This is a genomic window from Tardiphaga sp. OK245, assembly GCF_900108575.1.
GTDB lineage: Bacteria > Pseudomonadota > Alphaproteobacteria > Rhizobiales > Xanthobacteraceae > Tardiphaga > Tardiphaga robiniae.
Genome location: NZ_FNWZ01000004.1, coordinates 493498 through 506405, shown reverse-complemented (window position 1 = coordinate 506405; position 12908 = coordinate 493498). Strand labels below are relative to the sequence as shown.

Annotated in this window: 13 protein-coding genes; 6 read left to right on the top strand and 7 right to left on the bottom strand. The window is 62.5% G+C overall.

What is annotated here, in order from left to right; genetic code table 11:
* Window positions 1-35: 35 nt before the first annotated feature.
* Window positions 36-1763, bottom strand: a complete 1728-nt coding sequence (locus BLW80_RS21025; RefSeq protein WP_093759469.1) for a cation:proton antiporter — start codon at window positions 1761-1763, stop codon at window positions 36-38.
* A gap of 154 nt (window positions 1764-1917) precedes the next feature.
* Between BLW80_RS21025 and BLW80_RS21020 the strand changes: the two genes are divergently transcribed.
* Window positions 1918-3159 (top strand): aminotransferase-like domain-containing protein, encoded by a 1242-nt coding sequence (locus tag BLW80_RS21020; RefSeq protein ID WP_093759468.1) that lies wholly within the window; start codon window positions 1918-1920, stop codon window positions 3157-3159.
* 24 nt (window positions 3160-3183) lie between these two features.
* On the opposite strand, the gene BLW80_RS21015 is transcribed toward BLW80_RS21020, so the two are convergent.
* Window positions 3184-4029 carry a DUF1499 domain-containing protein gene (locus BLW80_RS21015; RefSeq protein WP_093759467.1) on the bottom strand — a complete coding sequence of 282 codons (846 nt, stop codon included), beginning with the start codon at window positions 4027-4029 and terminating at the stop codon, window positions 3184-3186.
* Window positions 4030-4305: 276 nt separating this feature from the next.
* Here BLW80_RS21015 and BLW80_RS21010 point away from each other — a divergent pair, with 276 nt between their 5' ends.
* The gene (locus BLW80_RS21010) at window positions 4306-5916 is read left to right on the top strand and encodes an acyl-CoA synthetase (RefSeq protein ID WP_093759466.1); all 1611 of its coding nucleotides are present in this window, start codon (window positions 4306-4308) and stop codon (window positions 5914-5916) included.
* A gap of 234 nt (window positions 5917-6150) precedes the next feature.
* Here the strand turns inward: BLW80_RS21010 and BLW80_RS21005 are convergent, their stop codons facing one another.
* From BLW80_RS21005 to BLW80_RS20995, 3 genes are read right to left on the bottom strand one after another with little or no spacing between them, the layout of a single operon-like run.
* Window positions 6151-6669: an SRPBCC family protein gene (locus BLW80_RS21005; RefSeq protein WP_093759465.1), complete on the bottom strand. Its 519-nt coding sequence runs from the start codon at window positions 6667-6669 to the stop codon at window positions 6151-6153.
* Window positions 6670-6679: 10 nt separating this feature from the next.
* Window positions 6680-7132, bottom strand: coding sequence for an SRPBCC family protein (locus tag BLW80_RS21000; RefSeq protein WP_093759464.1), 453 nt, complete (start codon window positions 7130-7132; stop codon window positions 6680-6682).
* Window positions 7125-7439 (bottom strand): ArsR/SmtB family transcription factor, encoded by a 315-nt coding sequence (locus BLW80_RS20995; RefSeq protein ID WP_092139312.1) that lies wholly within the window; start codon window positions 7437-7439, stop codon window positions 7125-7127. Before BLW80_RS20995 ends, BLW80_RS21000 begins: the two co-directional genes overlap by 8 nt.
* 111 nt (window positions 7440-7550) lie before the next feature.
* Between BLW80_RS20995 and BLW80_RS20990 the strand changes: the two genes are divergently transcribed.
* Window positions 7551-8168: a LysE family translocator gene (locus BLW80_RS20990; protein ID WP_093760031.1), complete on the top strand. Its 618-nt coding sequence runs from the start codon at window positions 7551-7553 to the stop codon at window positions 8166-8168.
* 80 nt (window positions 8169-8248) lie between these two features.
* On the top strand, window positions 8249-9223 hold the full coding sequence (locus BLW80_RS20985) for a DUF3592 domain-containing protein (protein WP_244528365.1): 975 nt from the start codon (window positions 8249-8251) through the stop codon (window positions 9221-9223).
* 47 nt (window positions 9224-9270) lie between these two features.
* Here the strand turns inward: BLW80_RS20985 and BLW80_RS20980 are convergent, their stop codons facing one another.
* Window positions 9271-10074, bottom strand: coding sequence for an N-formylglutamate amidohydrolase (locus tag BLW80_RS20980; RefSeq protein ID WP_093759462.1), 804 nt, complete (start codon window positions 10072-10074; stop codon window positions 9271-9273).
* A 126-nt stretch (window positions 10075-10200) separates the two neighbouring features.
* Between BLW80_RS20980 and BLW80_RS20975 the strand changes: the two genes are divergently transcribed.
* Both BLW80_RS20975 and BLW80_RS20970 read left to right on the top strand, forming a co-directional pair.
* A complete protein-coding gene (locus BLW80_RS20975; RefSeq protein WP_093760029.1) occupies window positions 10201-11109 on the top strand; it encodes a transglutaminase family protein in 909 nt (302 codons plus the stop codon).
* 8 nt (window positions 11110-11117) lie between these two features.
* Entirely contained in the window at window positions 11118-11513 is a 396-nt protein-coding gene (locus BLW80_RS20970) for a gamma-glutamylcyclotransferase family protein (RefSeq protein WP_093759461.1), read from the top strand.
* Window positions 11514-11571: 58 nt separating this feature from the next.
* Here BLW80_RS20970 and BLW80_RS20965 read toward each other — a convergent pair whose 3' ends face one another.
* The gene (locus tag BLW80_RS20965) at window positions 11572-12789 is read right to left on the bottom strand and encodes an MFS transporter (protein WP_093760027.1); all 1218 of its coding nucleotides are present in this window, start codon (window positions 12787-12789) and stop codon (window positions 11572-11574) included.
* Between the last annotated feature and the right edge of the window lie 119 nt (window positions 12790-12908).

The window sequence follows — 12908 nt, the reverse complement described above, 5'->3', positions numbered from 1 at the left end:
CTGGCGAGATCTCATTAGGACCGGCCAGTCTGCGTCTACGGCAGCACTTCCCGCCGCTCCGCCAGCTGCGCGTCCATTTCGGCGCGTTTATCGTCCAGCAGGCCCTGATCGGCGGCCTCGATCACCTCATACAGCGCATGGGCGTCGCTGAGCCGGGGCACGGTGACGTAATCAGCGCCGGCCGCGTAAATATCGCTCACGTCGCCGAGCACGTCCGCCGTGGAGATGATCTTGGCGGTCGGGTTGATCGAGCGGACATGGCGGACCAGCTTCTCGTTATTCGCGCCCTTCAGGAGCGAGTCCGGCACGCTGAGAATGATGATCTCGGCCTTGCCGACGCCGGCATGGACCAGCGTGTCGACATTGCTGATGTCGCCATAGATCACGTGTTGGCCACGCCCGACCAAGGTGCGGAAGACGTTCGGATTGAAGTCGACGACGCTGATCTGGTCGAGCAGCGACGCGTTCTGGCGCTCGATCTCGGCGAGCAGGGCGGACGCGGTGCGGAAGAAGCCGAGAATGACGATGCGGCGGGCGTCGCCATGGCCCTCGGCATGATCGCCCTCGCGGCCCTGGCCGTGATCGAGGTCGCGCAGCCCGATGCGCTTCATCGGGCCGATCAAGAGGCGCGTGATCTGGTCGCTGCGCATCATCGCGAAGGTCGAGAGGACCGCCAGGATCACGAAGGCGAAGGACGCCGCGCTGGAGGTCTGCGTGGTGATGTGGCCGGCGGCGATGCCCGTTTGCAGCACCACCAGTGAGAATTCGCTGATCTGCGCCAGATTGAGTGCCGGCAGCAGGCTGGCGCGCAGCCCCTGCTTCATCAGATACAGCGGCGTGAAGGTCGTGAGCATGCGGCTGATCACGGTGAACACGGCAATGATCAGGGCGAGGCCGATAGTGGCGCCGTTCGGGATCGGGATCGTCATGCCGACGGCGACGAAGAACAGCGTGATGAAGAAGTCCCGCAGCGTCGTCACCTTGGCAGTGACGTCGAGCGCATAGGGGAAGGTTGATAGCGACACACCTGCCACCAGCGATCCCATCTCGCGCGACAGATGTAGCCGTTCGGCGATCTCGCCGATCAGGAAGCACCAGGCCAGCGCGCCCAGCAGCACCAGCTCCGGCCGCCGCGCGATCTGGTGGAACAGCGCCGGCAGCACATAGCGGCTCAGGATCAGCGCAGTGGCGACCAGCACGCCGACGCGGGCGATCGACAGGGCGATGACGCTGACCTGCAGATCGGCGAGGCTCGGCTGCACCGCCAGAAACAGGATCGCGAAGATGTCCTGCAGCACCAGGATGCCGAGCGTGATACGGCCCGGCAGGGTGTCGAGCTCGCGCTTCTCGTAGAGCACCTTGACGATGACCACCGTGGAGGAGAGCGCACAGGCGACGCTGAGATACAGCGCGTCGAACCCGCCGCCGCCGAGCTTGAGCCCGAGCGCCATGAAGAAGGCGGCGCCGAGCACGCAGCCTGCGATCAACTGGCCGCCCGCGGCGAACAGGATGACCTTGCCGGCGCGGATGATCTTCTTCAGGTCGATCTCGAGACCGATCATGAACAGCATGAAGATCAGGCCGAGTTCGGAGATCGTGCTGATGGATTCGTCCGACTTGACCCAGCCGATGCCGAATGGCCCAATGATGAAGCCGGCAATCAGATAAGCAAGAATCAGTGGCTGACGGGTGAAATGCGCAATAAGCCCGATGCCCCACGCAAACAGGATACACAGCGTGATATCGCGGATTAAGTCGTGCATGCCCCTGCCGGAAAAGCCTTACATTTCGGCGGCACTCTAATGGTGCGCCGCGTGAGGGCAAAGGGGTAATATCCGGCATTCGGCGCGCGATACACGCGGGGGGCGGTCCAACGAGGCAGCCTTCATCATAAAAAGCTTCAGGGAGACGACGTTCATGACCACTGCACGGTTCGACTACGCGCCATTGCTGCCTCCGGGCCTGCCCGCGGCTGCGGCAAAATGGACCGGTCTCGCCAAATACAGCTTCGTCGGCGGGAACAACGATATGGACCAGGTGCCGGTAGAGGGCCTGACTGCCGCCGCCAATGCCGTCATGCTGCGCGAGGGACGCACGCTGGCAACCTACGGTCTGGCGAGCGGTCCGCAGGGTTATCTGCCGCTACGCACCTTCATCGCCGGCAAGCTGAAGCGCGACGCAAGCATCGATTGTACGGCTGATGATATCCTGGTCGTCTCCGGCTCGCTGCAGGCGCTCGATCTCGTCAATCACAGCCTGCTCGCCCGTGGCGACACCGTCATCATCGAGCGCGACTGTTATCAGGGCTCCATCAACCGGCTCACCCGTCTCGGCGTCAATATCGTCGGTATTCCCTTGGATGACGACGGCATGCGGATGGACGCGCTGGCCTCAGCATTGGAAGATCTGAAGGCGAAGGGCATCCGGCCGAAATATATCTATACGATCCCGACCGTGCAGAACCCGACTGCCACCATCATGCCGGAAAGCCGTCGCCGCGAGCTGCTGGCGCTGTCGGCCAGATATGGCGTCCCCATCTTCGAGGACGATTGCTATGCCGATCTGATCTGGAACGGCGAGCGTCCGCCGGCGATTCACGCGATGGATACAAGCGGCAGCGTGATCCATATCGGCTCGTTCTCCAAGTCGATCGCGCCTGCTCTCCGCGTCGGCTACATCGTCGCGCCCTGGGAGATCATGTCACGCATGCTGGCGCTGAAGACCGATGCCGGCTCCGGCGCATTGGAGCAGATGGTCCTCGCCGAATATTGCGTGCCGCATTTCGCCACCCATGTGCCAAAGGCCACGCGCGGACTACGCGCCAAGCTGGAGACGCTGATGGATGCGCTCAACGAGCAGTTCGGCACGGCGGCGGAATTCGACGAACCCAAAGGCGGCATCTTTCTGTGGGTGAAACTGCCCGCCAATGTCGATGCGATGAAGCTCTATCAGGCCGCGCTCAAGGCCGGCGTGTCGATCAATCCCGGCCCGGAGTGGTCTGTCGACAAGACCTATGCGCACAGCCACATTCGCATCTGCTTCGCCAGCCCCACGCATGATGAAATCCGCGAAGGGATTGCGGTGCTCGCTGACGTCTGCCGGCAGGAGTTCGGCGTGCCAGAGCGCATCGCCAATGTGGAGAAACGTGCGCGAGGGTGAATTCTCGTTGAGGAGGGCGGCGGCCTATTTCTTCACGCCCTTGACCGCAGCCTTCGCCGGCGTCGCCGCCTTCTTTGGCGCCGGCGCGCTGTCGACGGCGGTGTTGATGTCGTCGATCAGCTTGGTGATGCGCGCGGCGTTGCTGCCGAGATCGCCTTCGAAATAGCGTGACGACGAGCGAATATCGACGCGCGAGCCTTCGCCGTCGGGTGTGAAGCGGATCGAGACGTCCTCGCGAAAACCCATAATAGGGGTGCGCGCCACCGCCTCGATACGGCCAATGCGGCGCGGCGGCTGCGGCGGGCGCTCGTCGATGACGATCCACTTGCGCTTTTCGACCAAAGCGCGCGTCACGTCATAGGCGCGTTGCACGGGCACCTCCAGCTCCACCGGCTCGATATCCGGATAGGCCGTGCGCTGCTGCTCCGCGGAGTAGAGGCCGGAATAGACGGCTGAATTGGTGCCGTCGCCGGTCCGCAGCCGCGCCAGCGCCTCGAAGCGCGGCGGGTCGACCGGGTCGGTGGTGATGTCGTGGATCTTCGGCAATTTGCGATACTGGTAGGCGAGGTAGCCGGGATAGGCGAGGATCACCACGTCGAGCATCAGCGCCACCATGATCACGCTCATGCCGCGCGAGCCGTTCTGCCAGATCGCGGCAAAGCCGGCGAGGGCCACCAGGATCGAGAGGCCGGCGAATCCCAACGCGCCGAAGAAGGTCATCAGTGCCGGTTTTACTTCGAGGAACCCGAAGCGGACGATGATGATCGAGGTGATGGCGGCAATGGCGGCGAAAACTGCGAGGCGCCGCGCCCACAGCGCCAGGCTGGATACTGGCTCCGACTGGTAAGCGGCCGAAAACCTGCGTGCCATGGGGAATTTCTGCCGGATTGAGCTTGCGAAGGCGCTGATAGCGCCGGGTTCCGAATAGGGTGCTTGAGACCATGCCGGGCCGGGAATTTCAAGGCACTTTGGCGGACGGCGGCTATCGTTTAGAGTTCTTTTGCCTTGAACTTCATAATGGATCCACAAGCGATCCCTCATCCTGAGGAGCGGTCTCTTCGACCGCGTCTCGAAGGATGTGCAAAACAATCATGGTTCGAGACGCGCGCAAGAGCGCGCTCCTCTCCATGAGGGCAGGGAGTGCCGATGCTGGTCGAAACCACGGATTATGAGACGCTCGCCCGCAATTTCCGCTGGGATGTGCCGGAGCGGTTCAACATCGCGACGGTGGCCTGCGACCGTCATGCCGACGGTAGCGGGCGGCTGGCGCTGATCTATGTGGACGAGGACCGCGGCACGCATCGTTTCTCCTTCGACGAGATGCAGGCTTTCTCGCGCAGCTTCGCCAATGTGCTGAAGGCGGATGGCCTGCAGCGCGGCGACCGCATTGCGGTGTTTTTGTCGCAATCGGTGGAATTGCCGGTGGCGCATCTCGCGGCGTTCCGGTCCGGGCTGGTGTCGGTGCCGCTGTTCACGCTGTTCGGCGAGGACGCGTTGGAATTCCGCCTTGCCAATTCTGGGGCCAAGGCCATCGTCACCGACGCGAGTGGCTGGGACAAGTTGTCGAAAATCCGCGAGCGGCTGCCTCATTTACAAGATATCTACGTCACGGACAGTGCACCGCATGCCGGCGCCAAACCGTTCTGGTCGGCGATCGAGGCGGCGTCCGAAGACTTCACCACGGTCGATACGTCCTGCGACGATCCCGCGATCATCATCTACACCTCGGGCACGACGGGAAATCCCAAGGGCGCGCTGCATGCCCATCGCGTGCTGCTCGGCCATCTGCCCAATGTGGAGATGGTGCACGGCTTCTTTCCGAAGCCGGGCGACGTCTACTGGACGCCAGCCGACTGGGCGTGGATCGGCGGGCTGTTCGATGCGCTGTTTCCGGCCTGGTATCACGGCGTGCCGATCGTCGGCTATCGCGCCAGGAAATTCGAACCTGACGCCGCGATGCAGCTGATGGCCGATCACAAGATACGCAATGTGTTCCTGCCGCCGACGGCGCTGAAGCTGATGCGGCAGGCAAACGTGAAACATCCCGACGTCAAGCTGCGCAGCATGCTCACCGGCGGCGAGTCGCTCGGTTCGGAATTGCTCGACTGGGTGCGCAATACATTCGGCATCGACGCGCATGAGATCTACGGCCAGACCGAATGCAATCTCGTGGTTGGCAACAATGCCGATCTGTTTCCGATCCGGCCGGGCTCTATGGGCAAGCCGACGCCGGGCTTCGATGTGCGTATCGTCAATGAGCAGGGCGAGGAACTGCCGCGCGGCGAGCGCGGCATTGTTGGTATCAGACAGCCCAATCCCTGCACCATGCTCGGCTATTGGCAGAACCCCGAAGGCACCGCGAAGAAATTCGCCGGCGAGTTTCTTCTGACGGGCGATCTCGGCATCCAGGATGACGACGGTTACTTCTGGTACGTCTCGCGCGAAGACGACGTGATCACCTCGGCCGGCTATCGCATCGGTCCATCGGAGATCGAACACACGCTGCTGAAGCATCCCGCGGTCGCGTTGTCGGCAGTGGTCGGCATTCCCGATCCGATCCGCACCGAAGCCGTGAAAGCCTGGATCGTGCTGCGCCCGGGCTTCGTGCCAAGCGATGCGCTGGCGCGCGAGCTGCAGGACTTTGTGAAATCGCAACTCGCGGCGCATGAATATCCGCGTTACGTGCAGTTTGCGGAGTCGCTGCCGATGACCGCGACCGGCAAGGTGCTCAGACGGGAATTGCGGGCGCTGGGGTAGGGCGAGAAGATAGCAGCGGCACTCCGCTAACCTCTCCCCGTTCTTTACGGGGAGAGGTCGCCGCGTCTTCGCGGCGGGTGAGGGGCATGGCACTCATTCACAACAATCGAGAAACTACCGGATCGTACCGACCCGATAGAAGAAAATTGGTGCATCGACGTGCCCTTGCCCCTCACCCCGACCCTCTCCCCGCGCAGAGCGGGGAGAGGGAGCGCGCCGCCGGCGTAGCGTCGCTCACATCCCCGGCACCTTGATCCCCATCTCCTTCAGCGCCGCCAGCAGCTTCAGCGGCGGCTCCATCTGGATCGCGGGGACGTTGCCCGTCTCCAGCAGGCTCTTCAGGCTCGACAGAATCGCCGGCCAGCCGGCGCGTCCGCCGGACAGGATGTCGTCGCTGAGTTCGCGGTCATGCGATTGTGTCAGTGTCAGCTTCACAGTCTCGCCGCTTGGCTCGATATCGTAGGTCACCAGCGTGGAGCCTAGCGCCTCGATAAGTCCCGGCCAGTTGACGTCCCAGGTGATGACCAGTTTGCGCGGCGGATCGCAGACAATCACGTCGCCTGAGATATGCAGCGAACCATCCGGCATCAGCACCCTGAACGTACCGCCGACTTTTTCTTCAAGCTCTACGGCAAAGCCGGAAAAATACTGCCGGCTGAACTCTGCCGAGGTCAGCGCCTGCCAGATCTTCTCCGGCGTGGAGGCGATATAGATCGTATAGACGAACGCAGGTTTGAAAGTGCTGATATCCATCGGCTGCTCCTTACGTCTCGCTTGTCGGGTCGAGCGACAGCGGCTGTCCGGTTTCGAGGAAGGTCTTCAGGCTTGCGAACACCATCGGCCAGCCACCGGAGATGCTCGGCAATACTTTGCTGTGCTCCGGGAAGTCCTCATGTGTGACGGTGAGCTTGACCACCTTGCCGCGCGGTTCGAGATCGAGCGTGACGCGAGACGGCTTCTCCTTGGCCATATCGTCGTCATAGATCGGATGCCAGCTATATGAGATGCGGCGCGGCGGATCGGATTCCAGAATCACGCATTCATCCATCACCTTGCCACCCTTGCCGAGCGTCATGGGCGAACCGACTTTCCAGTCGCTATCGAGGCGATAACCGAACCAGTAGCGCTCGGTGAAGTCGCCATTCGTGAGTGCCTGCCAAAGCTTGTCAGGTGTGGTCTCGATGAAAGTGACGTAAACAAATTCAGACTTACTCATCACGCGTCTCCAACTGCCGTTTCAACTCGCTGAGCGCGGCGAGCCTGCCACGCTCGAATTTCCTGATCCAGCGCTCGCCGATCTCATGGATCGGGACGGGATTGATGTAATGCAGCTTCTCGCGGCCATGCCTGATGGTCACGACGAGATTGGCCGCTTCCAGAATCGCAAGGTGCTTGGTCACGGCCTGCCGCGACATGTCCAGTCCGTCGCAGAGCTCGTTCAGCGTCTGGCCGTTGTCAGCATGAAGCCGGTCCAGCAATGAGCGCCGCGACGCGTCGGCCAGTGCCTTGAAGACCTCATCCATGACCAGGATAATAGGCAACCAAATGGTTGCATGTCAAGCGGCGCCTTTGTTTAGCTCGCTGCGTGGGCTAGGCTTCGCCAACGAACAAACCTGCTCATGAGAGAAACGCCGATGTCGCTGCAAGTCTATCTCGCCTTTGTCGCTGCCTGCATCGCGCTGGCGTTGCTCCCTGGTCCGAACGTCACGCTGGTGATCGCCAACGGGCTGCGCTACGGCACGCGCGCGGCGATGATCAGCATTGCCGGCACGCAAGCAGGTCTTGCCGTGGTGATCGGCATTGTCGCGCTGGGGCTTGCGACGCTGATGGCCACCATGGGCTACTGGTTCGACTGGGTACGCTTTGCCGGCGCCGCCTATCTCGTGTGGCTCGGCATCAAAATGGTCCGCGCGCCGGTCGAGGGCATCGATGCGGATACGCCGCCGGCACCGCCGCGCGGCGGTTTCTTTCTGCAGGGCATGATGGTGCTGCTGAGTAACCCCAAGGTGCTGGTGTTCTTCGGCGCCTTCATTCCGCAATTCGTCGACATGAAGAAGAACCATATCCTGCAGGTCGGCATCCTTGGTGCGACCTTCATGGTGACGGCCGCGCTCACCGACATCGTCTATGCGGTGGCCGCGGGCCGCGCGCGACAATTCTTCTCGGCACGGCGGACGCGGTTGCTGTCGCGGATCTCCGGCGGCTTCATGATCGGCGGCGGCGTCTGGCTGGCGCTGACCCGGGCACGGTGAATCTTTTGTCGCGCTGAACCTTTCGCCGCATCGTCACGTCAAACCTCGGGGCGCGCCGCGCCGTGCCATGAGGTTTCGCCGTGCCCGACATTCCCTGGTTCGTTTATGCCATGCTGCTGGCGCCGTTCGGCCTGATCCTGGTCGCTGCCGGCACTAAATATCTGCAGGTCCGCGCTGCCAGCGACTGGCCGTCCACCTTCGGCAAGGTGATCGTCTCGACCTCCGAAGTACGAGACGTCAAGGTGCTCGACGACACGCGCGAGGAGCGCAAGCGCACCGAAAAGCGCAATTTTGCGAATATCGTCTACGAATACACCGTGAGCGGACAGAAGCTTACGAACAACCGCGTCAGCATCGGCGAGGACCGCGGCAATTTCGAAGTCGCCGAGACAATCGCGCGCTATCCGGTCGGTACCGCGGTGATGGTCTACTACAACCCGCGACACCCACGCGATGCCGTGCTTGATCGCGAGATGCCGAAGGGCATTGGCGGTTGCCTTGGCATCGCTGCAGTTATCGTGCTGGCGATTGTGGTCGGCGGCATCTTTGGCGGCGTCCGCATCAACGAATTCATTGCAGACCATCTTGCCGATCCGAAACGATCGCCGATTGTGACGGCGCTCTGCGGGTTCGGCTTCCTCGTTGCTTTGTTCGGCCTGGCGCTACACCGGCAGGGATCTCTGGCCAAGAAGTGGCCCGTGGTGCCCGGCACCGTCAAACTGGGCGCGCCCGAGACCTATGTGAGCCGTGACAGCGACACCGGTCGCAGCGGGCCGGTGATGCAGACCCGGAACGTGCAATACAACTATCGCTTCAAGCACGTCGCCTATATCGGGTCCGCCGGGAGCCTGAGCACGAGCAACCCGAACCCGCCGTCATGGCAGTTGCGGCTGTTCGGGATGGACTACAAGAACGGTGACGCGGTGAAGGTCTTTGTCAATCCGGACAACCCGTCTGACTCGACGCTGAGCCCGGGTGGTCGCGCGGCCTATTTCCTGTGGGCGGTCGCGGCGGGATTTGTGGTGGTGGCTTATTTCATCGGGACGCACCGCTAGGCACCGCATGCCGCGCAGATGCATTGGCAGCTACGCCGGCATCAAAGCTAGAGATGCGATGCGCGCGGCGTGATCAGCGTCGCCTCGATCTCGCTGAAGATGCGCGTGAGCCGCTCCGCCCACTCCGTCTGGCCGCTTGGGTCGGTGATCAGATCCTGCCGGATCTCGATGCCCGTATTCATCAGTCCGCGCTTCTCGCCATGCACGGGGATCGTGTAGTCGGTGGCATCGGACACCGCATAGGGTTCGTTGTCGCCCACCACCAGATCGGCTTCGGCGCGCAACAGCTGCAGCAGCAACGGTGGCAGTTTGCTGTCGTGCTGATAGAGCGTGCCGATATGCCAGGGGCGGGGAATGCCGGCATAGACAGGCGTGAAACTGTGCAGCGACACCAGCACTGTCGGCTGGCCCTTTGCCAGCCTTGCATCGATCACCTCGTCGATGCGCCGGTGATACGGATCGAAGATCAGCTCGCGCCGGCGCGTTTTGATGTCCTGCGTGAGACCGTCATTGCCGGGCACGGTGGTCGCCTCGCTGATCAACGGAATCGCGCTCACGGCGTCCGGCGGGCGGTTGCAGTCGATGACGAGTCGCGAATAGCGCTGGGCCACGAGATGCGCATCGAGCGCCCGAGCCATCTGCTCGGCCACGCCGGCGATGCCGACATCCCAGGCGATGTGGCGGACGAGCTCGCTCTCGGGCAGGCCGAGATCGCCGAGCATGTCGGGAATCAGCCGGCCGTAATGATCGCAGGTCAGGAGAAAAGGGGATGTGCCGGCGGTATTGAGTTCCAGAACGGGCGGAACCTCCTGGGGGCCGAGACGTAGGGATGTGTCCTGATTGCTATCCAAGGCTCTGTCCAAAATTCTGTCCAAGGCTTTTTCCCGATATTGCCTAACGATGCGGCATCCCGGCCTGTGATTCTGCAGGCTTCCGTATAAATTACACGGGACAAATCACGCATGAACGAACCATTGATGCCCTTGCTCACGATTCATCACAAGACCGAATATCGCTATGCGCATCCCGTCGCATTCGGCGAACACCGGATCATGCTGCGGCCGCGCGATGGCCATGATCTGCGCATGCTCAACGGCAAGCTTGAGATTACGCCGGAGCCGCTGTCGCTGCGCTGGATCCACGACGTGTTCGGCAATTCGGTAGCGATCGCCACCTTCGACGAGCACGCGCGCAAACTCACTTTCGTCTCCACCGCGACCATCGAACATCTGCCGTCGGACGAGTTCGCGCTGACCGCCGATGACAAGGCCTATTTCTATCCGTTCCTGTATGACGGCGAAGAACTGCCCGATCTGCAGGAATTCATCCGGCCGCAATATGGCGATCCCGATGGCGAACTCGCCACATGGGCGCGCGGATTTCTCGACCCGCAGGGCCGCACGCCGACCGTCAATATTCTGACCGGCATGACGCTCGGCATCCGCAAGCAGTTCGCCTATCGCAAGCGCTATGAACACGGCACCCAGCATCCGCTCGATACGCTGCAGACCAAATCCGGCACCTGCCGCGATTTCGCGCTGTTCATGATCGAGGCACTGCGACGGCTCGGCATCGCCGCGCGTTTCGTGTCCGGCTATCTGTTCATCCATGGCGACCGCGAGCACAATTATGTGGGCGGCGGCTCCACCCATGCCTGGGTGCAGGTCTATCTGCCGGCCGCAGGCTGGATCGAATTCGATCCGACCAACGGCATCATCGGCAGCAAGGATCTCATTCGCGTCGCGGTGGCGCGCGATCCGCGCCAGGCGGTGCCGCTGCACGGCACCTATATGGGCTCGGCCGATGCGTTTCTCGGCATGGATGTGAGTATCAATGTGGTGTCCGCGGGCGACGATGTCGCCGCGGCGCTGGCCGAGAAAGTCTGACTGGCGCCATGCCCGATCGCGTTTTCGTCTACGGCACATTGATGCGCGGTTTCGATCATCCGATGTCGAAGCTGCTGTCGTCCGGCGCCGATTTTCTCGGCGAGGCCTCGTGCCGCGGCAAGCTCTATATGATCGCGCATTATCCCGGCCTGCTGCATTCCGACGATCCCGGGGACATCGTGTTCGGCGAGCTGTTCCGGCTGCGCAAGCCGGTTGAGCTGATGGCGGCGCTCGACGACTATGAGAGCGTCGGCCCGGATCATCCGCAGCCGGCGCTGTATCTGCGTGAACGGATCGCTGTGACGCTCGCGGATGGCAGTGTGAGCGAAGCCTGGACCTATATCTACAACAAACCGGTCGATGAGACGGCGCGCATCATGTCCGGGCGCTTCCTTGCGCCCTAGAGCATGATCCGGAAAAGTGGAAACCGGTTTTCCGAAAAGATCATGCTCAAATAAAAATCTAACCTTCCTTGCGTCTGCTGGCGACCTCAAGGCCGAACAGCGCCAGCGCAATCAGCGATGCACCGATGCCGATCAGTGCGATCATCGACGTGCCGCCTGATGCCACCGCAAATCCGCTAAAGCCCGAGCCGACTGCGCCGCCGAAGAAGGCGCAAGCGAGAAACAGCGCGTTGAGCCGGCTGCGGATATGGCCGGCGAGGGCATAGATCGCGCGTTGTCCGGCAACGACATTACCCTGCGTGCCGGCATCGATCAGGATGCCCGCGATCACGAACAGCGTCACGGCCGTCGCGCCGCCGGTGTGGCCGCCAATCCAGGTCAGCACGAAACTCACCAGCACCAGCAGCATGGCCGTGACGGTCACGAGATCGCCGCGGCCGCGATCGGCGAGGCGTCCCGCAAGCGGGGCCACCAATGCGCCGCCGGCGCCCGACAGCAGGAAGGCCGACATGGCGATATGGCCGAACGAGAACGGCGGCTGGTCCAGCACCAGCGGCATCGCCGTCCAGAATAGGCTGAAGGATCCATAGAGCAGACATTGATAGGCCGAGCGCTGTTGCAGCACCCGCGTGGTCAGCATCAGGTCCCACAGCGAGTGGATCAGCGTCGCATAGGTCAGTTCATGCTTCGGTTGCCGGCGTGGCAGCGCGATCACCATCAGTGCGAATACGCCGCACATCAGCACTGCGGACATCACGAATACGGCGCGCCAGCCGAACGAGCCGGCCACCATGGTGGCCAGCGGCCGCGACAGCAGGATGCCAAACAGCAGCCCGCTCATCACGGTACCGACGATCTGCCCGCGCCGTTGCTCCGGCGCCAGATGCGCGACCACCGGCAAGATCATCTGCGTACCCACGGCGGCGATACCGAGCAGCAAGGTCGAGGCGATGAAGATCGCTGCGGTGGGGGCGGCTGCGGCGATCAGCAAGCTCACGATCAGGCTGCCCAGCGTGATCAGGATCAGCCGCTTGTTCTCGACGAGATCGCCGAGCGGCACCAGGAACAGCAGGCCGAGCACATAGCCGAACATCACCATGGTGAGCATGATGCCGGCCGAGGACAAATCGAGCCCGAAGCTCTCGCTGATCGGCCCCACCAGCGGTTGCGCGTAATAGATATTGGCGACGGTGACGCCGCAGGCGACGGCAAAGGAAAAAATCAGCCAGCCGCCGGGACCGGAGTCGCGGGCGGGATGTTCGGACGATGAGGACATGGAGGCTTTCAGGCGGGCGGGGCGGTGGGAGAGATATGGCGCATGTGATGCCATGCCAGAAGTGCGGCGTCTTGAATGGGAGCCATGCAGGTTGGATGTTCGGCGGCGGTCCCGCCCTC